At 59.0% G+C, this 24,855-nt stretch carries 21 protein-coding genes; 14 read left to right on the forward strand and 7 right to left on the reverse strand.

The features are described 5' to 3' along the window. Nucleotides 1-4: 4 nt before the first annotated feature. Nucleotides 5-1,309, reverse strand: coding sequence for an MFS transporter (locus tag NR795_RS02635; protein ID WP_257757018.1), 1,305 nt, complete (start codon nt 1,307-1,309; stop codon nt 5-7). Nucleotides 1,310-1,601: 292 nt separating this feature from the next. On the opposite strand from NR795_RS02635, the gene NR795_RS02640 reads away from it, so the two are divergent. Together NR795_RS02640 and NR795_RS02645 are read left to right on the forward strand one after the other, a co-directional pair. Next, nucleotides 1,602-2,675 (forward strand): LacI family DNA-binding transcriptional regulator, encoded by a 1,074-nt coding sequence (locus tag NR795_RS02640; protein WP_257757019.1) that lies wholly within the window; start codon nt 1,602-1,604, stop codon nt 2,673-2,675. Nucleotides 2,676-2,739: 64 nt separating this feature from the next. Continuing rightward, on the forward strand, nt 2,740-3,021 hold the full coding sequence (locus NR795_RS02645) for a contact-dependent growth inhibition system immunity protein (protein ID WP_257757020.1): 282 nt from the start codon (nt 2,740-2,742) through the stop codon (nt 3,019-3,021). Between the two features lie 70 nt (nt 3,022-3,091). Here the strand turns inward: NR795_RS02645 and NR795_RS02650 are convergent, their stop codons facing one another. The 4 genes from NR795_RS02650 to NR795_RS02665 form a co-directional block, all read right to left on the reverse strand. Continuing rightward, on the reverse strand, nt 3,092-4,354 hold the full coding sequence (locus NR795_RS02650; protein ID WP_257757021.1) for a DUF1479 domain-containing protein: 1,263 nt from the start codon (nt 4,352-4,354) through the stop codon (nt 3,092-3,094). Between the two features lie 151 nt (nt 4,355-4,505). Further along, nucleotides 4,506-5,321, reverse strand: coding sequence for a Cof-type HAD-IIB family hydrolase (locus NR795_RS02655; protein ID WP_257757022.1), 816 nt, complete (start codon nt 5,319-5,321; stop codon nt 4,506-4,508). Between the two features lie 126 nt (nt 5,322-5,447). Beyond that, the gene (locus NR795_RS02660; RefSeq protein WP_257757023.1) at nt 5,448-7,880 is read right to left on the reverse strand and encodes a formate C-acetyltransferase/glycerol dehydratase family glycyl radical enzyme; all 2,433 of its coding nucleotides are present in this window, start codon (nt 7,878-7,880) and stop codon (nt 5,448-5,450) included. Between the two features lie 4 nt (nt 7,881-7,884). Next, nucleotides 7,885-8,784, reverse strand: a complete 900-nt coding sequence (locus NR795_RS02665) for a glycyl-radical enzyme activating protein (RefSeq protein WP_257757024.1) — start codon at nt 8,782-8,784, stop codon at nt 7,885-7,887. 133 nt (nt 8,785-8,917) lie between these two features. Between NR795_RS02665 and fsa the strand changes: the two genes are divergently transcribed. Further along, nucleotides 8,918-9,580, forward strand: a complete 663-nt coding sequence (fsa, locus tag NR795_RS02670) for a fructose-6-phosphate aldolase (RefSeq protein WP_222889985.1) — start codon at nt 8,918-8,920, stop codon at nt 9,578-9,580. Nucleotides 9,581-9,583: 3 nt separating this feature from the next. On the opposite strand, the gene moeB is transcribed toward fsa, so the two are convergent. Together moeB and moeA are read right to left on the reverse strand one after the other, a co-directional pair. Further along, nucleotides 9,584-10,336 carry a molybdopterin-synthase adenylyltransferase MoeB gene (moeB, locus tag NR795_RS02675; RefSeq protein WP_257757025.1) on the reverse strand — a complete coding sequence of 251 codons (753 nt, stop codon included), beginning with the start codon at nt 10,334-10,336 and terminating at the stop codon, nt 9,584-9,586. Beyond that, nucleotides 10,336-11,571 carry a molybdopterin molybdotransferase MoeA gene (moeA, locus tag NR795_RS02680; protein ID WP_257757026.1) on the reverse strand — a complete coding sequence of 412 codons (1,236 nt, stop codon included), beginning with the start codon at nt 11,569-11,571 and terminating at the stop codon, nt 10,336-10,338. The genes moeB and moeA overlap by 1 nt, the downstream gene beginning before the upstream one ends. A 202-nt stretch (nt 11,572-11,773) precedes the next feature. On the opposite strand from moeA, the gene gsiA reads away from it, so the two are divergent. From gsiA to NR795_RS02735, 11 genes are all read left to right on the forward strand, one after another. After that, complete coding sequence (gsiA, locus tag NR795_RS02685; protein ID WP_257757027.1) at nt 11,774-13,654, forward strand: glutathione ABC transporter ATP-binding protein GsiA; 1,881 nt, start codon at nt 11,774-11,776, stop codon at nt 13,652-13,654. 33 nt (nt 13,655-13,687) lie between these two features. Continuing rightward, entirely contained in the window at nt 13,688-15,226 is a 1,539-nt protein-coding gene (gsiB, locus tag NR795_RS02690) for a glutathione ABC transporter substrate-binding protein GsiB (RefSeq protein ID WP_257757029.1), read from the forward strand. A gap of 50 nt (nt 15,227-15,276) precedes the next feature. Next, a complete protein-coding gene (gene gsiC / locus NR795_RS02695; protein WP_144813204.1) occupies nt 15,277-16,197 on the forward strand; it encodes a glutathione ABC transporter permease GsiC in 921 nt (306 codons plus the stop codon). Nucleotides 16,198-16,199: 2 nt separating this feature from the next. Then, complete coding sequence (gsiD, locus tag NR795_RS02700) at nt 16,200-17,111, forward strand: glutathione ABC transporter permease GsiD (RefSeq protein ID WP_257757030.1); 912 nt, start codon at nt 16,200-16,202, stop codon at nt 17,109-17,111. Nucleotides 17,112-17,306: 195 nt separating this feature from the next. Further along, complete coding sequence (locus NR795_RS02705) at nt 17,307-20,069, forward strand: sigma 54-interacting transcriptional regulator (protein ID WP_257757031.1); 2,763 nt, start codon at nt 17,307-17,309, stop codon at nt 20,067-20,069. A gap of 101 nt (nt 20,070-20,170) precedes the next feature. Beyond that, nucleotides 20,171-20,593 carry a PTS sugar transporter subunit IIA gene (locus NR795_RS02710; RefSeq protein ID WP_144813192.1) on the forward strand — a complete coding sequence of 141 codons (423 nt, stop codon included), beginning with the start codon at nt 20,171-20,173 and terminating at the stop codon, nt 20,591-20,593. A gap of 15 nt (nt 20,594-20,608) precedes the next feature. Beyond that, nucleotides 20,609-21,079: a PTS sugar transporter subunit IIB gene (locus NR795_RS02715; RefSeq protein WP_144813189.1), complete on the forward strand. Its 471-nt coding sequence runs from the start codon at nt 20,609-20,611 to the stop codon at nt 21,077-21,079. A gap of 16 nt (nt 21,080-21,095) precedes the next feature. Next, nucleotides 21,096-21,875, forward strand: a complete 780-nt coding sequence (locus tag NR795_RS02720; protein WP_042395415.1) for a PTS mannose/fructose/sorbose/N-acetylgalactosamine transporter subunit IIC — start codon at nt 21,096-21,098, stop codon at nt 21,873-21,875. Beyond that, nucleotides 21,853-22,701, forward strand: coding sequence for a PTS system mannose/fructose/sorbose family transporter subunit IID (locus NR795_RS02725; RefSeq protein ID WP_257757032.1), 849 nt, complete (start codon nt 21,853-21,855; stop codon nt 22,699-22,701). Before NR795_RS02720 ends, NR795_RS02725 begins: the two co-directional genes overlap by 23 nt. 27 nt (nt 22,702-22,728) lie before the next feature. After that, nucleotides 22,729-23,790, forward strand: coding sequence for an SIS domain-containing protein (locus NR795_RS02730; protein WP_257758262.1), 1,062 nt, complete (start codon nt 22,729-22,731; stop codon nt 23,788-23,790). An 18-nt stretch (nt 23,791-23,808) separates the two neighbouring features. Next, on the forward strand, nt 23,809-24,819 hold the full coding sequence (locus NR795_RS02735; RefSeq protein ID WP_257757033.1) for an SIS domain-containing protein: 1,011 nt from the start codon (nt 23,809-23,811) through the stop codon (nt 24,817-24,819). Nucleotides 24,820-24,855 lie beyond the last annotated feature (36 nt).

Here is a 24,855-nt window from a genome sequence, read left to right on the forward strand (position 1 = left end):
ACTCTCAGGTGCGCTTTGCGCGACGTTCAGCAATAAAGGTGACGAGGAAAAGGGCACCAATCAGGTCAAAAAAGCCCATCGCAACGAACAGCGGGTTGAAGCCGATCTTGTCGGCGGTCACCCCGATAAGCAGGGAGAAGAGAAAGCTGGCGATCCAAGCGGCGGAGCCGCGCATACCGTTAACGGTGGCCATCTGCCCCTTATCGAACGACTCCACCACCAGCGCGCTGAGCATGCAGGAGATGATCTGATGGCCGAAGCCACCTATCGAGATCAGGCCAATGATGATGTAGGGATCGCGGGTCAGGGTGACGATAGCCAGCGAAATCATCAGGAACGCGCCGGTGACCGAGCTGGCAACGATAGCGTTAATGCGCACGCAGCCAAACCAGCGGGTGTAGAGTTTGGTCAGGTAGCCGCTGGCGATGCTGCCGAGATCGGCGGCGAGAAACGGTAGCCAGGCGAACATAGCGATCTGCTTAAGATCCATTCCATGCTCTTTCGCCAGATAGAGCGGCACCCAGAAGCTCATGACCGCCCAGGCTGGCTCTGCCATAAAGGCCGGGATGGCAATACCATAAAAACGCCTGTTTTTTGACACGGTTTTCAGGGCGGTTAAAAAAGGGAGCCTGATGGCTGGAGGTTCATTATCCCGCTTGATCCAGGCCAGCTCCTCGCGATCCAGATTCGGGTGTTTTTCCGGGCTGTTGTAGAAGATCCACCACAGCACGACCCACAGCAGGGCCAGCACCCCGGTAAACATAAACGCCCCCTGCCAGCCGAAAGAGGCGTGGGCAAAATAGATAATGGGTGGGGCCAGCATCGCGCCGATTGAAAAGCCAACGCCAGCCCAACCGGCAGCGATAGGCCGCTCTGATTTTGGAAACCATTCGCCAATGGTTTTGGCATTTGCCGGGGTTGCCGCCGCTTCCGCGCCGCCCATAAAGAAACGCAGTATTGCCAGATGGAGCCAGTTACCCGCCCCGGCGTGGGCGATACAGGCGATTGCCCACAGGGTGGCACAGATCATAAAGCCCAGCTTGAGGCCAATAACGTCAATCAGCCAGCCGCAGAGGGGCTGGAAGAGGGTATAGGCTAGCTGGAATGCGCCGACGATCCACGAATACTGTTCGGTGGTAACGCCGAGGCTATCTTTCAGTTCTGGGGCGATAATGCCCAGCGAATTGCGGGTGATATAGTTCACGGTGACGCCGAGCAAGAACAGGATCAGCATCCACCAGCGTAGTTTTTTGATTACCCGGTGGCGCTTTGTTACCACCCCATCATTGTTGTTAATTCCCTGGCTCATCTGTTTCTCCGCACACGTTCTGTAGGGACGTTATGACGCGCCATGAGGGGTGTTATACCGAAATGGCCCGTCTGAGAATGTCTATTTTTTGCCTGGATTTTGTATACAACTAGTATGGAAGTTGTACGACAGGTTTACGTTAGGAGAGAAAAACGGAGAGCCATAGCAGATTTTGTGCAAGGATTCTCATCAATGTGCAGAATTATGCGGCACTATTGGAGCGTAACGGCTGTTCATCAGGTTTTAAACTCATGAAAATTTTCTCATGAGGCAAACGGAGCCAGATCACAAAATGGATAAAAAGCTCAAAATCAGTGAAATCGCGTGCCGAACTAACCTGTCGACCAGTACCGTGTCGAGGGTATTAGCCGGGAAGGCGAACACCAGTGAAGCAGCACGCCATGCCGTACTGGCCTGCGCCCGTGAGCTGGGCGTTATGGAGGGAATGGCGGCGGGCCGACTACTACTCAACAACCTGGTTATTTTCGCTCCACAGCGCGCGTTCGATGAGCGCTCCGATATTTTTTATTACCGGGTGATCCAGAGCATTAGCAAAGCGGTCAGCGCGCATGAGGTCAGGCTACGCTACTGCGCGTTAGAGGAGCTGGGCAGTGATGCCAATGCCTTTATTACGCGAATGAATACCCCGGAGACCCAGGCGGCAATTCTGCTGGGCATTGACGATCCGCATATTCATGAGCTGGCAGCGGATTTAGCCAAACCCTGCGTGTTAATCAACTGCCGTGACAGGCGGATGCGTCTGCCAACCGTGGCACCAGACCACCGTGCAATAGGTGAATTTGCGGCTGATTATCTGTTTGATCTTGGCCATTGCAAGGTGGTGAACGTTCTCTGCCTGCGCCGCTACACAATGGATCTGCGCCTGGCTGGGATCAAAGAGGCCTGGCAGCGGCGAAACCTGAAGTTTCATAACCAACGGGATCTTATTACTGTTCCTCGCTTTAGCGCTAACGAGGCTGAGATACGGGTTGCGGAGTGGCTGGATAATCCGGCACATAAAAACACCCCGACGGCCTTCCTGGTAGGGGGGGATTTTATGGCGGAGGGAACCGTGCGGGCACTACAGCGCCGGGGCCTGCGCGTGCCGCAGGATGTATCGGTAATGAGTATTGATGCCTTTAATCTGGCTGCAATACAGGATGTGCCGCTGACGGCGGTGCATGTCCCCCGTGACGAGCTGGGGGTTGAAGCAGTACAGCTTTTACAGCAACGGCTTATTCGCCCACAGGCGGCGACTGGATCGCTATTGATTAACGGCACGCTGGTGGTGCGGGAATCGGTACGGCGGATACGGCCGGGCCAGCGCCGTACCACCATCGAGGAGGAAGGACTTTACGACGTTTAAGCCATCAAACTGATTCAGACTATTGTTCTACGTATGGAAAGCTACCTTCCCAGAGGTATAACTTATGCTTTTAACGACCAATCTCGATATCCTGATCGAAGGCACGCTCAATCAGGATTTTGATTATATTACCGGCGCTGAATCTATAGATGATGCTATTGATATTTATACCAGCGAGCTGGCAGCGAATGACCGGGCTGATTTAAAAAAAGAGGTATTAGCTTTTCTTGCCTACGATGAAAAAACAATCGAGTCTGAGTTCAGGGCGCGCTACATAAATTCTTTTGCACCAGAAGAGGGGAAAGGATTGTTATTGCGCATCCTTGAAGGGATAAACAACGCATGAAAAGCCATGAAACCTCTGCGTAAAGGCGGATACGACCGGGACAGCGTCGTACCGCCGTAGCGTACAGGAGCTAAGCCATGCCCAACGCGCGCTTGCCGTGCTCGTTTAAATCCGCCACCGTAAAGCGGTTCTCCCACGTCGCTTCATAATCCTCACGCGGGAAGTCCCCCGGCGACGCGCCGTTCTCTAATGCCACCTTGACCTTCTGGGCATAGGCGAGGTTCTTCTCGCACAGCGGCGCGGCGGGAATATACATCACATTGCCCCAGCCCTGCTGGTTCTCTACCGGTGCCACAGAGTGGATAACGTCACAGTGCCACCACACCGAGTCCCCGGCCTCCAGCGCCGGAATGCTGGTTAGCGCCTCGATCAGCAGCGGGTGCCACTTCTCAGAGACAGGCAGCACACGCCCAGGCGCAACGCCGCACAGCTCATCCTCCGGCACGTCGTCCAGCAGCGGGCGCAGCAGAACATAGGCCATCGCCTCGGGGATCGGTACCACGTGCAGCAAACCCTGGCCCGGCAGCATATCCGACAGCGCCGTCCAGCCCTGGAAGGTGCGGAACACCGAACACTTGGTGGTGTTATCCACGGTGTACTCTTCCACTTCGGTACGGTGCGCAGCGTGCCACGGATCGTAGCTGTCAATATCGCCGTTAAACACCGAGGCGAAAACCTGCTGGTAGGCGGGCAGCAGCCAACGCTCCAGCGCCCCGGAATCGGTATGCGCGCCCAGCCCTTTTGAGGTCGTACCCGGTGGACGACGACGAATGCGGTCCGGATAGATCACGCTAACATCCGGATCGAACCACTGCTTGCCGTCGCTCTCAAAAGTCCAGAGGCGGTTTAGCAGGGACTGCACCTGCGCCATCTCGCTGCTCTGGCGGGCCTGCATCTGCGCCTGCGACCAGTAGATGGGATAGATCTCCGGGCGTGAGGCCTCAAGCGTACCAAAGAAGCTATCACCCGGCCCTCTATAGACGTCGTCGAAACGGTTTTGATCAAGGTAGGCCAGCATAGATTGATCCCAGCCCAGTGCCTGCTCGCGCGGGAAGTGGCCCTTAATCACCGCACAGCCCCGGCGCTTGATCGCCGCACGCTGCGCCTCGCTAACATGGCCGTTCTTCACATCTTCAAAAGGGATCACCGGCCAGACCGTTTCGCCTTTCGCTTTCAGGGCGTTGATCTCGGCTACCTGAGCGGCAATGCGCTCCTCAAGGCGGTTAAAGACAGCCTGCACGTCACCAATCTGCGCTCGCAGGGCCTGTTTTACCTGACGAATCGCCGCCTTGTGGTCGGCAGGCAGCGTTTCGCTTGCATACATTTTAGTCATATAACCCTCTCGTGTCTTTCATTCGAAAGTAATTAACTTACATATGCTAATTTAAGTTAAAAAAAAGTTAATGCAAGTTTAAAAAGATGATGGGCTGCACAAAAGAGAGAAGAGGCTAACGCCAGCCGCGAGCGTGCTGGCGTAGAGGAGCTTAGGCGTTAAAGGGTGGGGTGGCGTCGAGCACAGCCTGGATCACGTTCAGCGCGCCCTGCTGGTTGTTATCGTCGGTCTGGAAGTTGGCAATCGCTTTAATGGCCTCGCCAGCGTTGCCCATCGCAAAAGAGAATTTCGCCATGCGCAGCATCTCGGCATCGTTGCCGCTGTCGCCGATGGTGACGCAGTCGCTGGGCGAAAGCTGCCAGCGCTTGAGCAGGCGAGTGATGCCGTTGGCCTTGTGCAGGCCGGGAATGATCAGATCCACAAAGCCGAAGCCGCTGGTGACCGGCTTCATGATGCCGTCGAGGGAGACATGCAGGGCGTCCACCAGCTGCGGGATCTCGCTGTCCGGCAGGTTGAGTGAGAACTTAAACATCTTGTCGTTGATCTCGCGATAGTCATCCACCTGCTTCAGACGATGATAGTGGTGCGACATTAGCTCGACAAACTCCGGCGGCGCGTTTTTGCTGACGTAGGCGCTCTCCAGGCCGCAGGCGACAAAGTTCAGGCCTTCGCTCTTGAGCAGCTCGCCCAGCACAATCTGGTACTCGTGGAGGGTCAGCTCGCCATGGAAGATCTCTTTGCCATGCTCGTAGACCAGCGCGCCGTTTTCGGCGACGAAAGAGATGTCGTCTTTGATTTCCGGAAAGAAGGAGATGAGCTGGTAGAACTGATTGCCGCTGGCGACCACAAACTCAATGCCGCGCGCCTGAAGCTCACGGAACTGGCTGAGGAAACGGCTGCGGTCGTAGGCTTTGGCATCGTCAAGGAAAGTTCCGTCCATGTCGGTGACGATAACTTTTACGGTCATACGTTATGCTCCCAGGGTAAAAACATTCAGGAGCATTCTAGTAATGATGTGAGCAAATGCACACATTTAATTTCATATGAAAGTTGACCGTAGGCCCGGCAAGCTTGCGCCGCCGGGCGTTGCTGGTTACAACGTGTGCTCAGTACGGGCGATGATATCATCCTGCGCATCCGGCGACAGGGCGGTAAAGAATGCCGAGTAGCCCGCCACGCGCACCACCAGATCCCGATACCGATCAGGGTGCGCCTTCGCCGCCAGCAGCGTCTCGCGGGAGACGATGTTGTACTGAATATGCCACCCTTTATGCACCTCGAAGAAGGTGCGCAGCAGCAGCATCAGCTTCTGCCGATCGCTGTCGTTTTCCAGCGTGGTTGGGTTGAGCTTCTGGTTAAGCAGCACGCCGCCGAGAATCGATCCCACCGGCAACTTGCCGACGGAGTTGATCACCGCCGTGGGGCCGAACCGATCCGTCCCGGACGCCGGGCTCGCTCCCTCCGCCAGCGGGGTCATGGCTTTGCGTCCGTCTGGCGTCGCCATCGTTGCCGCGCCAAACGGCACGTTAGCCGAGATGGACGAGGTGCCCGCGTAGTAGTTGCCGCCGATGGGGCCGCGCCCGTAGCGTGGATTGTGATACTGCTTCAGCTCGTTAATATAGGTTTCGTAGGCGCGATTCAGCAGCAGATCGACGCTGTCATCGTCGTTGCCGTACTTTGGTGCGCCGTTGATTAAGCGCTGGCGCAGCTGTTCGTGGGTCAGCCCATCGAAGTCATCCGCCAGCGCCTCGGCGAGCTGCTGCTGGCCGATAGCGCCCTGGTCAAAGACCAGCTTTTTCACTGCCGCCAGGCTGTTGCCGAGGTTGGCGATCCCTACCTGTAATCCCGATACCCAGTCGTACTTCGCGCCGCCCTGTTTAATGCTCTTTGCCCGCTCAATGCAGTCGTCCACCAGCGCCGAGCAGAGAATGTCGTGGACGTTCTCCTCCAGCATGGTGTCCACCACGTATTCGATCTCAATGGATTTGCGGGTGTAGTAGCGGATCTGCGCGTCCCAGGCTGCCATGACCTCGCTGAAGTCGGCGAAGTTACCTTTCGAGAGCGCCTTCTCCTGAGGCAGGAACACCTTGCCGCTGGTGGCGTCGCGTCCTCCCTCCAGCGCGGCGAGCATCACCCGGGCGAAGTTGATAAAGCTCATCCCGGTGCAGCGGTAGCCCCACTTGCCGCCCACGGCGGTTTCGATACAGCCAATCGCCGCGTAGTCCCAGGCATCCTCCGGCGTAATCCCCAGCTTAATAAACTCAGGAATAACAATTTCATCGTTATTAAAGGCGGGCATGCCGAAGCCGCAGCGAATCACCTGTACGCAGGCATCGAGGAAATCGTTGCTCATTCTGGCGTGGTAGCGCACGCTCAGGTTGGGCTGAGTCGAGCGCAGGCGTCCACAGGATTCAAGAATGGCATACGAGAGCGGGTTGACCGCATCCAGCGCTTTACCGTCTACCCATCTCTGGCCGCCGATGGTCACGTTCTGATACAGCGGGCTCCCGGCTGACGCCTTCGAATGCGATCCGGAGCGGATCTTGTTCACCTCCAGCAGCTTCAGCCAGCAGCCATGCAGCAGCTCGATGGCCTGTTCCCGGGAGAGGGTCTGATTCAGCTCGACGTCGCGGCGGTAGTAAGGATAGAGATACTGATCCATGCGACCAAACGAGACCGAATGGCCGTTGGATTCGATCTGCAAAATCAGCTGGATGAAGTAGCAGAGCTGTAACGCCTGCCAGTAGGTTTCCGGTGGACGATGGGCGATGATGTCGCAGTTCTCGGCTATTTGCAGCAGCTCATCCCGGCGGCTGACGCGCGGCTCGGCGTTGGCCATCTCACGGGCGAGGGCGGCAAAGCGGGCGATATGGTCGCTGACCGCATGCAGAACAATATCAATCGCCTTCAGGAACTGCTCTCCGTGCAGATCCTCCAGCACGGTGAGGTTGATGCGCGACCGACGCTCGGCCACCTTTGCGCGCAGACCGTCCAGCCCTTTCTCCAGCAGCAGCGGATAGTTAACCGCCAGGTGCGCATCGCCGGAGGTCATATTGCCCTCCGCCTTGACGATGCCGGTCGCTAGCAGGGCTTTCTGCTCGTCGGTAAACATGCCGTAGCAGCGATCCTGTACCGTCTGGCCGCGCCACCACGGGCAGATCTCATGCAGCACGCGCTTGTTCTCTTCGCTCACCGCAAAGCCCGCGCCAGGGCGATCGGCCAGGTCGTCAATCTCCTTTTCGATCCACGAGACGGTGTATTCCGGGAAGATAGGCGCGGCGCGGAGCTCGCTTGCCTGGTTGCCGATAATCAGCTCATCATGCTTAATCCAGATTGTGCGCTCGGCAAGATGGTGGGCGAGGGCCAGCGCTCGGCGCACCGCAATGGGCTTATCGAGATGCTGCCGGTAGGCCTCGGTATAGTGCCGGGCGCGCTCGGTACAGACCGGGGGCTTAACAATGTGCACCAGCGCATCTTTATGCGCCTGAATGCGGCGGGTCAGCGTATCAAGACGTAATTCGGTCATGGCATTATCCTCGTAGGGTTGCGGTCAGGCCATACTCGCGGGCGGACGCTTCGGCGAAGGCCAGCAGGCCCGGCGCGTCGAGCGGCTTTTCGGGCGCGGTATAGGGCTGATTCAGCAGGTGATATTTGTTGATGCCCAGCGTGTGATAGGGCAGAAAGTGGATCTCCTCGACGTTAAGCTCGTGGGCGGCAAAGCGGGTAATCGCTGCGATGGAGGCCTCATCAGCGTTAAAGCCGGGGATCAGCGGCACACGGATAATCAGCTGTTTACCCCGCGCCGCCAGCCGTTTTAGGTTCTCCAGCACGCGCCTGGCCGAGCCGTCGGTCCAGGTCTTAAACACCCTGCTGTCGACGTGCTTGAGATCGGCAAGAAAGAGATCGGTATAGGGCAGGGAAGGTTCGATGTAGCGCCAGGGCACGTGCAGGCAGGTTTCAACCGCCGTGTGAATGCCGTGCTCAACGCTGGACTTCAGCAGCGCGGCACTGAGCGCCGGCTGCATAAAGGGTTCGCCACCGGAAAGCGTGATCCCGCCCCCGCTGCGCTGGTAAAAGGGTTTATCCCGCAGCACGATGGCCATAATCTCCTCTACCGGTTGGTTTTCGCCGCAGACGGTCAGGGCCTGGGTGGGGCAGCAGGTTTCCAGCGCAGCAAGATGCGCCTCACTGAGCTTTTCCCGATGGATCAGCAGGCCATTGAGCGCCCGGTCAATTATGCCCGGTGCGACCTGCTGGCAGAGATCGCATCCGGCGAGACAGAGGCGGGCATCAAAAAGTATTTCCCGCGTCTGGGCGCGGCTCTCCGGGTTTTGGCACCAGCGACAGGCCAGCGAGCAGCCTTTCAGGAACACGACGGTGCGAATGCCGGGGCCGTCGTGGGTAGAGTAGCGCTGAATATTGAAAATCATAATCTGCCCTCATGTTTCATATGCAGATTAAATTACTTTCGAATGAAAGTTATTTTGACGCAGGTCAACATATTGGCAGGTTGAATTAGTTAAGTTCTAAACCATGCTTAATCTCTCACTTTGAGGAGTTCATATGGAACTGTACCTGGACACCGCCGATGTGGCGGCAGTAAAACGGCTGGCCCGCAGCTTCCCGCTGGCCGGGGTCACTACCAACCCGAGCATCGTGGCGAAAGGCAACCTGCCGCTGGTGGAGCTGCTGCCGGCCCTGCATGATGCCCTGGGTGGAAAAGGGCGGCTCTTTGCCCAGGTATTAGCGAACAACGCCGAAGAGATGGTGGCCGAGGCGCATAAACTGCGCGCTATCATCGCCGATATCGTGGTGAAGGTGCCGGTAAGCGCGGAAGGGCTGGCGGCGATCAAGCTGCTGAAAGCCGAGGGGATCCCGACGCTGGGGACGGCGGTGTACGGCGCGGGACAGGGCCTGCTGAGCGCGCTGGCCGGAGCCGAGTATGTGGCACCCTACGTTAACCGCGTGGATGCTCAGGGCGGAGACGGTATTCAAACGGTGACGGATCTACAGCGTCTGCTGACCCTGCACGCGCCGGGCTCAAAGGTGCTGGCGGCGAGCTTCAAGACCCCGCGTCAGGCGCTGGATTGCCTGCTGGCTGGCTGTGAGGCGATTACCCTGCCGCTGGACGTGGCGGAGCAGTTTATCGCCGCCCCTGCGGTAGAGGCGGCCATCGTTAAGTTTGAGCAGGAGTGGCAGACGGCGTTTGGCCGGACAGGTATTTAACCGTTATCCGCCGCACACCTCGCACTGCGGGTTGCGCATTAACTTCATCTCGCGGAACTGACAGGTCATGGCGTCGTACAGGACAATTTTCCCGGCGGCGCTCTGGCCAAACCTCGTCAGCACCTTGATCGCCTCCATCGCCTGCAGTGCGCCAATCACCCCGACCAGCGGCGCCATCACCCCCGCCTCAACGCAGGTCAGCGCCGTATCGCCAAACAGGCGGCTCAGGCAGCGGTAGCACGGCTCTCCCTCCTGCCAGGTAAAGACGCTAATCTGCCCCTCCATGCGGATCGCGGCCCCGGACACCAGCGGCACCCTGGTCTTGAAGCAGCCAGCGTTAAGCTGGTTGCGGATCTCGACGTTATCGGTGCAGTCCAGAACCAGATCGTGGGCGGCAATCTGGGCGTGCAGCGCCTCGCCTTCTAATTGCGCATTGAGCGTGGTGAAGCTCACTAGCGGATTGATCCGCGCCAGCGACGCCCGCGCCGAGACGACCTTCGGCTGGCCAATGGTTGCGTCGCTATGCAGGGTCTGGCGCTGCAAATTCGACAGCGACACGGTGTCGAAGTCCAGCAGCGTCAGGTGACCGATGCCCGCCGCCGTCAGGTACTGGGCAGCGGCGCAGCCGAGTCCGCCCAGGCCCACCACCAGCACGCGGGAGGCTTTCAGCGCCTCCTGCCCGTCAAAATCGAAGCCGCGCAGGACAATCTGCCGGTTGTAGCGCAGCATCTCGCTATCGCTCAGCTCGACGGCCATCACAGCCCCCCAAACAGATGGTTAAACGGCTCGATCTCTACCCACTCCCCTGGCTCGACGCTGCCGCGCTCGCGCTCCAGCACGATAAAGCAGTTGCCCTGGCTAAAGGAGCTGAAGATGTGCGAACCCTGGTGACCGGTCGTGCTCACCTGCAAATTCCCCTCGGCGTCGCGCTCAACGATACCGCGCTGGAAGTCGAGACGCCCCGGCGTTTTCTTCAGCCGGGTAGCGGCGCGGACCCGCAGGCGCGGCGGCAGGGCGCTGCCAGGCTTGCCGCTCAGGCGGGCCAGCAGCGGCTGAACCAGCTGGTAGAAGGTGAGCGCCGCCGAGACCGGGTTACCCGGCAGGCCGCAGAACCAGGCGCGGCGGAGCTTGCCGAAGGCAAACGGCTTGCCTGGCTTAATCGCCAGCTTCCAGAAGGCGATCTCCCCCAGCTCTTCCAGCAGGGTTTTGGTGTAGTCCGCTTCGCCCACCGAGACGCCGCCGGAGCTGATCACCACGTCGGCCTGCTGGTCAGCGGCAATAAACGCCTCGCGCAGCCGGGCGGGGTCGTCCGGAATGATGCCGAGGTTGATCACCTCGCAGCCGAGCTGCTCCAGCATGATGTGCACTGCCAGCCGATTAGTGTCGTAGATCTGGCCATCGCCCAGCGGCTGACCCGGCAGCTGAAGCTCATCGCCGGTGGAGAAGAGGGCCACCCGCACTTTGCGCACGACCTCAACCTCGGGAATGCCGAGGGAGGCCAGCACCGGCAGCTCCGCCACCGTCAGAGTGGTGCCCGGCGCATAGACCACGGCACCCTGGGTAATATCCTCCCCGGCGCGGCGAATGTGCTGTCCAGGACGCACGTCACCGGTAAACAGCACCCCGGCGTCGCTCTGTTCGGTCTCCTCCTGCATCACCACCGCATCGCAGCCCGGCGGAATGGGCGCACCGGTCATAATGCGGATGCAGCTCCCCGCAGGCCACTCGCCGTGGAACGGCTGCCCGGCAAAGGCTTTGCCCGCCACCGGCTGCGGCACGCCTGCCCGTAGCGCATCAAGGCGCACGGCGTAGCCATCCATCGCGGCATTATCGAAGCCCGGTACGTTAAGCGGGGAGACAATCTCTCGCGCCGTCACCCGACCAAAGCAGGCGTGCAGGGGCAGCGTTTCGTAGTCGGTGAGGGGGGTAATGTGCGACAGCATCTGAGCGAGCGCCGCGTCAAGCGGGATCAGCCCGGCGGTATGGTCCATGAGTTCACTCCTGGGAGGGCAATCTGGGAAATCAATGCGCCATTATGGCAGAAAACCGGGCCAGACTGTATGTACCCATTATGTGCCATTGCCGCGCGCGCTCTTTACATCATCGTTTCGACTTTCTATAGTCAAAATTCGTATGAAACTGCGGCGACGATAATGATATTTATAGAAAAAGCTGCCAGCCGAGCAAAAGATAATGACTAAGCCGCAAATTCAGCAAACTGAAAATAGCCCCGTGCTGGAGGTCAGCAACCTGAACATTCGTTTCGAAAACGAAGGCCAGGTGACGCAGGCGGTGCGCGATCTGTCGTTCAGCCTGCAACGCGGCGAGACGCTGGCCATCGTCGGGGAGTCCGGCTCGGGCAAATCGGTCACCGCCCTGGCGCTGCTGCGTCTGCTGGAGCAGCAGAGCGGGGCCAACGTGCAGTGCGATGGGATGCGGCTCCAGCGGCGCAATCGCCAGATAGTGGATCTCAACGCCTTAAGCCAGGCGCAGATGCGCGGCGTGCGCGGGGCCGATATCGCGATGATTTTCCAGGAGCCGATGACCTCTCTCAACCCGGTGTTTACCGTGGGGGAGCAGATCGCCGAATCGATCCGCCTGCATCAGAAGCTGGGGCGCGAAGCGGCGCTGACCGAGGCGAAACGGATGCTGGAGCAGGTGCGCATTCCTGAAGCCGACGCGATCCTCGCCCGCTACCCGCACCAGCTCTCCGGCGGCATGCGCCAGCGGGTGATGATCGCCATGGCGCTCTCCTGCCGTCCTGCGGTGCTGATCGCCGACGAGCCGACCACTGCGCTGGACGTGACAATTCAGGCGCAGATTCTACAGCTCATTAACGTGCTGCAAAAAGAGATGGCAATGGGGGTGATCTTTATCACCCACGATATGGGCGTGGTGGCGGATATCGCTGACCGGGTGCTGGTGATGTACCAGGGCGAGGCGGTCGAGACCGGCCCGGTGGAGACCGTGTTCCACAGCCCGCAGCATGCCTACACCAAAGCGCTGTTGGCGGCCGTGCCTAAACTGGGGGCGATGAACGGTAGCGATCTGCCTCGCCGCCTGCCGCTGGTAAGCAAGGAGCGTCCGGACCAGCACGAAGCTGAGATCGAGCAGGATACGGTGGTTGACGGCGATCCGATCCTCCAGGTGCGCGACCTGGTGACCCGCTTCGGTCTGCGCAGCGGTATTCTCAACCGCGTCACCCGCGAGGTACGCGCCGTAGAGCATGTTAGCTTCGACCTTTGGCCTGGCGAGACGCTGGCGCTGGTAGGGGAGTCCGGCAGCGGAAAATCCACTACCGGCCGGGCGCTGCTGCGGCTGGTGGAATCCCAGGGCGGGTCTATCCTGTTTGAGGGCAAGCGGATCGATACCCTGCCAGACAGCAAGCTGCAGCCGCTGCGTCGGGATATCCAGTTTATCTTCCAGGATCCCTACGCCTCTCTCGATCCGCGCCAGACGGTGGGTTACTCGATTATGGAGCCGCTGCGCGTGCATCGGCTAATGGGGGTGGAGGATGCCCAGCGCCGGGTGGCCTGGCTGCTGGAGCGGGTAGGGCTCAAGCCCGAGCACGCCTGGCGCTATCCCCATGAGTTTTCCGGCGGCCAGCGGCAGCGCATCAGCATCGCCCGCGCGCTGGCTCTCGATCCCAAAGTGGTGGTCGCCGACGAGGCGGTTTCCGCCCTGGACGTCTCTATCCAGGCGCAGATTATTAATCTGCTACTCGATTTGCAGCGGGAGATGGGCATCGCCTTTCTGTTTATCTCCCACGATATGGCGGTGGTGGAGCGTATCAGCCATCGGGTAGCGGTGATGTACCTTGGACAGATCGTGGAGATCGGTCCCCGGCGGGCGGTGTTTGAGAACCCGCAGCACCCCTATACGCGCAAGCTGATGGCCGCCGTGCCGGTGGCCGAGCCGGGGCATCCTCGGGCGCAGCGCGTGCTGCTCTCTGACGATATGCCCAGCAATATCTATAAGCCGGGTGAGGATCCACACCGCGTGGAGCTGCACTGCGTCGGGCCTGGCCACTATGTTGCCCGCTCGACGCCCGGCAGCACGCAATCTCGTTTTTAATCGTTAACAGGCAGGGAACTTCAGGAGAATAAGATGACACAATTTGTTGCGCGTAAATGGCGACTGGCGCTAGGCGTTGCCGCCGCGCTCGCCGTGGCACCCGCCTTCGCTGCCAAAGACGTGGTGGTGGCCGTCGGGTCGAACTTCACCACGCTCGATCCCTATGACGCAAACGACACGCTCTCCCAGGCGGTAGCGAAGTCGTTCTATCAGGGGCTGTTTGGTCTTGATAAAGACATGAAGCTGCAAAACGTCCTTGCCGAGAGCTACACCGTCTCTGACGACGGGCTGGTTTATACCATTAAGCTGCGCAGCGGCGTCAAGTTCCAGGACGGCACCGACTTTAACGCCGAGGCGGTAAAGGCCAACCTCGACCGCGCCAGCAATAAAGAGAGCGGGCTGAAGCGCTATAACCTCTACAAAAATATCGCTAAAACCGAGGCGGTGGATCCCACGACGGTGAAGATCACCCTCACGCAGCCCTTCTCGGCGTTTATTAATATTCTCGCCCATCCGGCCACGGCGATGATCTCTCCCGCCGCGCTGAAAAAGTATGGCAAAGAGATTGGCTTCCACCCGGTGGGCACCGGCCCGTACGCGCTGGAGACCTGGAACCAGACTGACTTTGTGAAGGTGAAGAAGTTTGCTGGCTACTGGCAGGAGGGTCTGCCGAAGCTGGATACCATCACCTGGCGTCCGGTGGTGGACAACAACACCCGCGCGGCGATGCTTCAGACCGGCGAGGCGCAGTTTGCCTTCCCGATCCCCTACGAGCAGGCCGCCGTACTGAAGAAGAACCCCAGGCTGGAGCTGGTCGCCAGCCCGTCAATCATGCAGCGCTACATCAGCCTCAACGTAACGCAGAAGCCGTTTGATAATCCGAAGGTGCGCGAGGCGATCAACTACGCCATCAACCGCCAGGCGCTGGTGAAGGTCGCCTTTGCTGGCTACGCCACTCCGGCCACCGGCATCGTGCCGCCGTCTATTGCCTACGCCCAGAGCTACCAGCCGTGGCCCTACGATCCGGCCAAGGCGCGGGCGCTGCTGAAAGAGGCGGGCTACCCGAACGGGTTCACCACCACGCTGTGGTCTTCCCATAACCACAGTACCGCCCAGAAGGTGCTGCAGTTTACCCAGCAGCAGCTGGCCCAGGTTGGCATCAAAGCGCAGGTCACGGCGATGGATGCCGGGCAGCGTGCCGCCGAAGTTGAGGGCAAGGGGCAGAAAGAGAGCGGCGTGAGGATGTTCTACACCGGCTGGTCGGCGTCGACCGGCGAAGCGGACTGGGCGCTGTCGCCGCTGTTCGCCTCGCAGAACTGGCCGCCAACCCTGTTCAACACCGCGTTCTACAGCAATCCGCAGGTTGATAAGGATCTCGCCGCCGCGCTGAAGACCACCAGCAACGAGGAGAAGGCGCAGCACTATAAGGCGGCGCAGGATACCATCTGGAAAGAGTCGCCGTGGGTGCCGCTGGTGGTAGAGAAACTGGTTTCCGCACACAATAAAGATCTAAGCGGTTTTTATATCATGCCGGATACCGGCTTTAGCTTTGACGACGCAGACTTAAAATAGTCGTGCATGGCCTCCGTCCAGCGCGGCGGGGGCCAGCAACAGGGTAGAAGATGCTTAACTATTTTTTTAAACGCCTGCTCGGCCTGATCCCCACGCTGCTGATTGTGGCCGTGCTGGTGTTTCTGTTCGTGCATATGCTGCCGGGGGATCCAGCGCGGCTGATTGCCGGACCCGAGGCCGATGCGCAGGTGGTGGCGCTGGTGCGCCAGCAGCTGGGCCTTGACCAGCCGCTGTGGCAGCAGTTCTGGCACTACATCAGCAACGTGTTGCAGGGCGACTTTGGCATGTCGATGGTCTCCCGACGTCCGGTGGCAGAGGAGATCGCCAGCCGTTTCATGCCCACCTTCTGGCTCACCATTGCCAGCATGGTCTGGGCAATGCTGTTCGGCCTCGCCGCGGGCATTGTCGCCGCGGTCTGGCGCAACCGCTGGCCGGATCGCATCGGCATGGCGCTGGCGGTGACCGGTATTTCGTTTCCGGCCTTTGCCCTCGGCATGCTGCTGATGCAGGTCTTCTCCGTTGAGCTGGGCTGGCTGCCCACGGTGGGGGCGGATAGCTGGCGACACTACGTTCTACCGTCGGTAACCCTCGGCGCGGCGGTGGCGGCGGTGATGGCGCGCTTTACCCGCGCCTCCTTTGTTGACGTGCTCAACGAGGACTACATGCGCACCGCGCGTGCCAAAGGGGTGAGCGAGAAGTGGGTGATCCTCAAGCATGGCCTGCGCAACGCCATGATCCCGGTGGTGACCATGATGGGCCTGCAGTTTGGCTTCCTGCTCGGCGGCTCGATTGTGGTCGAAAAGGTCTTTAACTGGCCCGGCCTTGGCCGTCTGCTGGTGGACTCGGTGGAGATGCGCGACTATCCGGTGATCCAGGCCGAAGTGCTGCTCTTCTCGCTGGAGTTTATTCTTATCAACTTAGTGGTGGATATGCTCTATGCCGCCATTAACCCGGCTATCAGGTACAAGTAAGGATGCGACTTTTAAACTGGCGTCGCCAGGCACTATTAAATACCCTGCCGGGGATCAAGCCGGCGCGTATCCGCACCCCGTGGCATGAGTTCTGGCGGCGGTTTCGCCGTCAGCCGATGGCGATGGCCGCAGGGCTGTTCGTGCTGCTGCTGATTATCGTCGCTGCGCTCGCGCCGTGGATCGTGCCCTTCGATGCCGAGAACTACTTCGACTACGACCGGCTCAACGACGGGCCGTCGATGGTGCACTGGTTCGGCGTTGACTCGCTCGGGCGGGATATCTTTAGCCGCGTGCTGGTCGGGGCGCAGATCTCGCTGGCCGCCGGGGTGCTGGCGGTGCTGATTGGGGCTGCGATCGGCACGGTGCTCGGCCTGCTGGCGGGGTACTACGAGGGCTGGTGGGATCGCATTATCATGCGCATCTGCGACGTGCTGTTTGCCTTTCCCGGCATTCTGCTGGCGATTGCGGTGGTGGCGGTGATGGGCAGCGGCATGTCTAACGTGATTATCGCCGTAGCGGTCTTCTCAGTGCCGGCCTTTGCCCGGCTGGTGCGCGGCAACACGCTGGTGCTCAAGCAGCAGACCTTTATCGAGTCGGCGCGCAGCATTGGCGCAAGCGATGCCACTATCCTGTTCCGCCACATTCTGCCGGGAACCATCTCATCTATCGTGGTCTACTTCACCATGCGCATCGGCACCTCGATTATCTCCGCTGCCAGCCTCTCGTTTCTTGGTTTAGGCGCGCAGCCGCCGACCCCGGAGTGGGGGGCCATGCTCAACGAGGCGCGAGCGGATATGGTTATCGCCCCGCACGTGGCACTCTTCCCGAGCCTGGCGATCTTCCTCACCGTGCTGGCCTTTAACCTGCTGGGCGACGGCCTGCGGGACGCGCTGGATCCGAAGATAAAGGGCTGAGGTTAATGCCGGGCGGCGCTACGCTTGCCCGGCCTACGCTGGGTACGGTGCGAGTTTGTAGGCCCGCGTAAGCGAAGCGCCACCGGGCATTCTGTGCGCATCCCCACAAAAGCATAAATTCGACGCCGTTGCTTTCCCCGGCGGTCTCGGTTTGCGGGCATCATACTCGCAGAACGAGGCATTAAGGGGAAAGCAATGCGCGATGAATTACTGACGTTTTTGGCAAATCAAACTGACTTTTTCGATCCGGAAAAGCTGAGCGAGGTGTTTACCGCCAGCTATCTGGCGCAGCGCTTTTCGCTGAAGAGAAACACCGCCAGCCACTATCTGAACCAGCTTGTTGCCCAGGGTGTGCTGGTGAAGATCAACACCCGCCCGGTCTACTTTCTGCATAAAAAAACCTTCAGCCAGCAGTTTTTCCCCCTGGCCGCCAATGAGTATGAGAGTGTTGCCCAGCTGCTCGGCGACGGCGGACCCGAGCCGGAACGCCCCGATCACTTTTCGCTGCTTATCGGTCACGATGAGAGCCTGAAAAAGCCTATTGAGCAGCTTAAAACGGCACTCTTTTATCCGGACGGTGGCCTGCCGCTGCTGATTACCGGCGACAGCGGCACGGGCAAAAGCTATATGGCGAATCTGATGCACGAGTTTGCTATCTCCGAGGGGCTGCTGGCGGACGATGCGCCTTTCATCAGCTTTAACTGCGCCCAGTATGCCAGCAACCCGGAGCTGCTGGCGGCTAACCTGTTTGGCTATGCCAAAGGCGCGTTTACCGGAGCGCAGACGGATCGCCAGGGGGCCTTTGAGGCGGCCAACGGCGGTATGCTCTTCCTCGACGAGGTGCACCGGCTCAACGCCGAGGGGCAGGAGAAGCTCTTTACCTGGCTCGACCGCAAAGAGATCTACCGGGTCGGGGAGACCGCACAAGGCCGCCAGGTTTCAACGCGGCTGGTTTTCGCCACCACCGAGGAGCTGCACAGCACCTTTTTAACCACCTTTTTACGCCGTATCCCCATTCTGGTGACGCTGCCCGATCTGCAAAGCCGCTCCCGGCAGGAGAAGGAGGCGCTGATCCTGCTCTTTTTCTGGCAGGAGGCGAAAAAGCTGGCGGTGCGTCTGGCGTTGACCCCCCGGCTGATGCAGGTCCTGAACCACTTTGTCTATCGGGGCAACGTCGGCGAGCTGAAGAACGCCGTGAAGTACACGGTGGCGGCATCGTGGGCCAAGCAGCGGGGCGGCGAGGAGCTGGTCGTGGGCATTCAGCATCTGCCGGAGAAGATTGCCGCGGCCATTCCCGCCTCTGGCGAACCGCTGGCGGCAGAGGAGAACCTGATCGTCGAGCCGCAGACCAGCCTGGTGTGGCTCCTGCGCTCCCGCGATCCTACCCGGGGCGTGATCTATGACGCCCAGTGCCAGGTGCTGGCGCTCTACGAGCAGTGGATGAGCGGCCACGCGGATTGGGAAGAGGCCCGCAAGCGCATGGGGGAGGCGATCGAGGGGCTTTTCGACCGGCTTATTTTCGATAATCGCGACGCCACAGACTCGCCGATGCTGCTCCTGACCACCCAGCAGGTGCGCGAGGAGTTCTACCGCCTGGAGAAGCAGTTCAACATTCAGTTTAACGGCAACTGCATCTACGCCCTGAGCCACTATCTGGTGCACCGCTCGCGGAGCACGCCCTCTCGCCTGAGCCAGGAGCGGATCCGCAGCCTCGACGATTTTCTCGCCCAGAAGTACCCGCTGCTCTACCGCTTTTGCCAGGCGATCATTACTGCGCTGGCGCAGAAGCTGGATATCGAACCGCAGCGGATCGATGCGCTGCTGCTGGTGCTATGGCTGCATCAGTCCGGAGCCGTCAGCCAGCCGCACGTTACCCGCGCCGTGATCCTCGCCCACGGCTACGCCACTGCCAGCAGCATTGCTAACGTCGCCAATCGGCTGTTAAAAAATCACCTGTTTGAATCTTTTGATATGCCGCTGGATGTCACCCCGGAGGCCATTGCCCGTCAGGTGATGGACTACATCGAGAGCAATACCCTGGCCTCGGGCGTCATCATCCTCGTCGATATGGGATCGCTCAACGCTATCCATCACCATTTCCAGCGCCGGGTCGCAACGCCGGTGGCGATCGTCAATAACGTCTCTACCAGCATGGCGCTCTACGTAGGCGAGCGGATTTTACGCGGCGATATGATTGAGGATATTGCTCGCGAGGTCAGCGGCGATCTGCCGGTTGAGCATCAGATCTTCTGGCCGCAGGCCAATCGCCCCCGGGTGATCCTCACCACCTGCGTCACCGGCCTTGGCGCGGCAACCAATCTCTGCGCGCTGCTGAAGGCCAGTATCCCGGAGACGTTGGGCATTGATGTCATCGCCTGCGACTACGACACGCTCAGCAACGGGCAGGAGAGCGCGCTGGCGTTTAATCGCTACGAGATGCTGGCCGTGGTCGGCACCTTTGATCCGCACCTGCCCGCCGTGCCGTGGATCTCGCTGGATTCGCTGATCGCCGGGGACGGCCACGGCCAGCTGATGCGTATCTTTGGCGATATTGCTACGCCTGAGCAGATCGACGAGATCAACAACCTGCTGCTGAAGAACTTCTCCCTGCGACGGGTGATTGAGTCGGTCACTATTCTCGACACCAGCAAGGTGCTCAACCAGGTGGAGCAGTTTGTCCTGCGCTATGAGCATCTGGCTGGCTGCCAGATCCCCAACGACCGCAAGGTGGCGCTCTACGTACACATTAGCTGCCTGATAGAGCGGCTGATCCGTAATGCCTCTCCTGCCAGCTATTCGGGACGGCAGTGTCCGGAAAGCGAGCTGGCCGATATTAAGCAGGCCTTTAGTGTCATTGAGAGCAGTTATAGTGTCAAAATCCCCGCAGTAGAACTTTGTTACATCCATAATATTCTCACGCTGGAAACGGAATTTATTCAGCAAGATCAAGAGTTTTAACCCTCACACTCTCCTGTCGTGGCGCATTTTATCGTACGCCACTTTTTCGTGGCACGCCGGTTGCAATACCTCCGGTAGTGGAACGCATTTTCGAGGACAGGATGAAACGACACTACATATTTGCCAGCCATGGCACCCTTGCCCGGGGCGTGCTCGACTCTGTTGAGCTGATCCTCGGTAAACAGGCGGATATTTCGACGCTCTGCGCCTACGTTGAGGAGCAGCGGGATTTAACCGAGCAGGTCACGGAGTTAATGCAGCAGATCCCTGATGAAGACGAAGTGGTGGTCATCACCGATATCTTCGCTGGCAGCGTAAATAACGAATTTGTTCGTTTTCTGCAGCGGCCCCGTTTCCATCTGGTGGCGGGCCTCAATCTGCCGCTGGTGATCGATCTGCTTATTTCCAGCGACGAGCCTGATACCGGGAAGCTTATCGAGGAGGCGTTAATAAGCTCCCGGGAGAGCATTCAATACTGTAACTACACCATCTCCAGCGCAATGCAGGCGGATAAAGATTTCTAAGAGGGAGGAAACAGGATGATTACGTTAGTGCGGGTAGACCATCGTTTATTGCACGGCCAGGTGGCGTTCTCATGGACGCAATACGTGGGTGCAGACTGCATTCTGATTGCTAACGACAGCGTCCCTAATGACGAGCTGCGTAAAACCACCATCAAGCTGGCTAAGCCGCCGTCGGTGAAGCTGGTAATTAAGAATATCGCTGACTCGATAGAAGCCATTAAAAGCGGCGTTACCGACAAATATACGCTGTTTATCGTCGTGGAGTCGGTAGAGGATGCCTGGCGCCTGGCCCGCGAGATACCGGAAATTAAAAGTATCAATCTCGGCGGAATAAAGGCCAAAGAGGGCAGCAGAAATATCTCGAAGGCGGTGAATCTGCTGCCTGACGAAATTACCAGGCTCAATGAACTGGTGGAACAGGGGGTTGAAATTGAGATCCGCCAGGTTCCCAACGATCGCAAGCAGCTCATAACGGAATGTTTGTAATTCCTGAGGATTGACTATGGTAGAGGCACTTTTACTCGGACTGGTGGCGTTTATCGCCCAGTCGGAATATGCCCTGGGCACCTCGTTAATATCCCGGCCCATTGTCACCGGCTTATTAACCGGTCTGGTGCTGGGTGATGTCCAGACAGGCATTATCATGGGCGCGACGCTGGAGCTGGCTTTTATCGGCTCCTTCTCCGTGGGCGCATCCATTCCGCCGGACGTCGTGACCGGTGGCGTGCTGGGCGTGGCGTTCGCCATCACCTCCGGCGCGGGGACTGAAACGGCGCTGCTGCTGGGACTGCCCATCGCCACCCTGACGCTGGTGTTAAAAAACGTCTATCTCGGGATGTTTATCCCAATGCTCAACCAGAAGGCCGATGCCTATGCCGACGAGGCTGATACCCGTGGCATAGAGCGGATGCACCTGATCGCCGGGTTTGGCCTGTCGCTGATGCTGGCCACGGTGGTGACCGTCTCCTTCCTGGTGGGCAGCAGCGCGGTCAAGTCCCTGCTGGACGCCATTCCGGAGTTTATTAAGCACGGCCTGAGCGTGGCAACGGGCATTATTCCGGCGCTGGGCTTTGCCATGCTGGCCCGGCTGCTGATCAACAAAAAGGTCGCGCCTTACTTTTTCCTCGGCTTTGTCCTGATGGCCTATCTGAAAATTCCGGTCACCGGCATTGCGATCCTCGGCGCTATCGTGGCCGTGATTATGGTCAACGTCACCGCCTTTACCACGCCTCGCGCCACCACAGAGCAAGGAGTCAGCCATGACGACGAAGATGATTTCTGAAGAGACCCTGCCTGACCTGCAGGATGAGAAGGTCATCACCGCCCGGGATCTGCGCCGCGTCTTTTGGCGCTCCTTCCAGATGGAGTTCTCCTGGAACTACGAGCGGCAGATGAACCTGGCCTTTGTCTACACCCTCATTCCGGTGCTGAAAAAGCTCTATCCGCAGAAAGAGGATCTCAGGATTGCCCTGAAGCGTCACCTGGTGTTCTTTAACACCACGCCGCACATCGTCACCCTGCTGCTGGGCATTACCACCGCGATGGAGGAGAAGAACAGCCAGCAGAAAACCATCGATGCCGGGGCGATTGATAACGTAAAGGCGTCACTAATGGGACCGCTGGCGGGATTAGGCGACTCCTTTTTCTGGGGCACGCTACGCCTGATCGCGACGGGGATCGGCACCAGCCTGGCGCTGCAGGGCAGTATTCTCGGGCCGATCCTCTTTCTGCTGGTGTTTAACGTCCCGCACATTCTGGTGCGCTGGTTCTTTACCCGCTGGGGCTACGTGCTCGGTACCGGGGTGCTTCAGCGCGTTCAGCAGAGCGGCATGATGGAGAGCCTGACCTACGGCGCATCGATAATGGGGCTGATGGTGGTGGGGGCGATGACCGCCTCGATGATCAACATCACTATCCCCATCAGCTTTGGCACGGGAGAGGCGAAGACCGAGGTACAGGACATTATCAACAACGTCATGCCCTGCCTGCTGCCGCTCATCAGCTTTGGCATCGTCTACTGGCTGCTGGGCCGCAGGGTAAAACCGCTCACTATTATCGGTGGGATGGCGCTGGTGGGCATTTTCGGCTCGTGGATTGGCCTGTTTTAACTGGAGAAACCTATGTTACCTACCATTATGTTACCAACCATGATGACCTATATCGAAGAGGAGCCCGCGGCGCTGGAGACGATCCTCCGCGAGCATCGGCATAGCCTGGCGGCGATTGAGGCCTTTGCCCGCGAGCGCCCGGTGCAGCGCCTGCTGCTGCTGGCGACCGGCTCCTCGTTTAACGCCGCCCTCTGCGCGCGGGATCTTTTCGAGCGGCGCTACGGTCTGCGGGTGGAGATCAAAGAGCCGTATAACTTTGTCCACTATGAAACCGTCGATCCGCACACCGATCTGGTGATTGCTGTATCCCAGAGCGGCAAGAGTGCCTCGACGCTGGCGGCAATGGAGAAGGTTCAGGCGGCGGGGCTACCGGTATTTGCCCTGACTTCAGATCCGCAAAGCCCCATCGGCAAGGGCAGCGATTACGTGCTGGATATCAATACCGGCATCGAGCAGGTGGGCTTCGTCACCCGGGGTTTCAGCGCCACGGTGCTGAACCTGCTGCTGATTGCGCTTACCCTCGCCCGGGCGCAAAAGCAGATTGCGGACGAAGAGGCGCAGGCTACGCTGCATCAGCTAAGCCAGCTCGCCGCCGCCATTCCTCAGGCGATAGCCCAGACGGAGGCGTTTTTCGATCGCCATCAGGCCACCTTGCAAAACGGGACGCGTTTTGTGGCTATCGGCTACGGGGCGTTGACCGGCGTGGCAAAAGAGTTTGAGACCAAGTTCACCGAAACGGTTCGCGTGCCGTCCAGCGGCTTTGAGCTGGAGGCCTACATGCACGGCCCCTATCTGGAAGCCAATGCCCAGCACGTGATGTTTTTTATTGAGGATGCGCCAGACAGACGCCTGCGGGCGCTGCGGGACTACATGACGCCGGCGGTAAACCAGTCCTTCCTGGTAACCCTGAGCGAGGCACAGGATCCCCAGACGCTGGCCCTTAACTTCCCGCTTGAGCACGACCTCGCCTCGCTGCTGCTGATTGTGCCGATGCAGGTGCTGGCCTGGCGTACGGCGTGTGCCAAAGGGATCGATCTTTCGGTGCGTATTTTTGATGACTTTGACCGCGTATTAAAAAGTAAGATCTAATTAATCAGGAGAGAAAATATGTTGGGTTTTAATCAGGACGAGTACCTGACGAGTGCTCGTGAGATCGTTGCTGCGCGTAAACAGGCTGAGCAGGCCGCTGATGAGATATTTCAGCAGGAATATGATGCCCTATTTTTTGCGTCGGTCGGGGGCTCTCTGGCACCAATGATGGCTATTAATGCCTTTGCCAAAGAGATGACCACGCTGCCGGTTTACCTTGAGCAGGCCGCGGAGTTAATTCATACCGGCCATAAGAAATTAACTAAGCAATCGGTGGTGGTCACGCTCTCTAAATCCGGTGATACCAAAGAGTCCGTAGAGCTTGCCGAATGGTGTAAGGCGCAGGGGATCCGCGTTGTCGCCATTACCAAAAACAGCGACTCGCCGCTGGCCAGCGCGGCAGGCTGGCATATTCCGATGCGCCACAAAAACGGCGTGGAATATGAGTATATGCTGCTCTACTGGTTCTTTTTCCGTCTGGTTAACCGTAACGGTGAATTTGCAGACTATGACCGTTTTGCCAGCCAGCTGGAGTTATTACCGGAGAACCTGTTACAGGCGAAAATAAAGTTTGATCCACAGGCAGATGACATCGCGCGTAAATACCACACCAGCGACTATATGATGTGGATTGGCGGCGCGGAGATGTGGGGCGAAGTCTATCTCTTCTCAATGTGTATTCTCGAGGAGATGCAGTGGAAACGCACCAAATCCGTCACCTCAGCCGAGTTTTTCCACGGCACGCTGGAGCTGCTGGAGAAAGAGGTCCCGCTGTTTCTGGTGAAGGGGGAGGGGAAATGTCGGGCGCTGGATGAGCGGGTTGAGCGTTTTGCAGCGAAGATCACGGACCATCTGGTGGTGATTGATCCGCGGGACTATGCCCTTGATGGGATTGATGATGCGTTTCGCGGGATCCTTGCCCCTTGCGTAGCATCGACGCTGCTGGTGGATCGACTGGCGGCCCATTTTGAGCACTACACCGGCCACAGTCTCGATATTCGCCGCTACTACCGGCAGTTCGAGTATTAATAGAACGAACGCCCGGCGGCGCAAGCTTGCCGGGCC

Source organism: Pseudescherichia sp. L3, assembly GCF_024656065.1.
Classification (GTDB): Bacteria; Pseudomonadota; Gammaproteobacteria; order Enterobacterales; family Enterobacteriaceae; genus Pseudescherichia.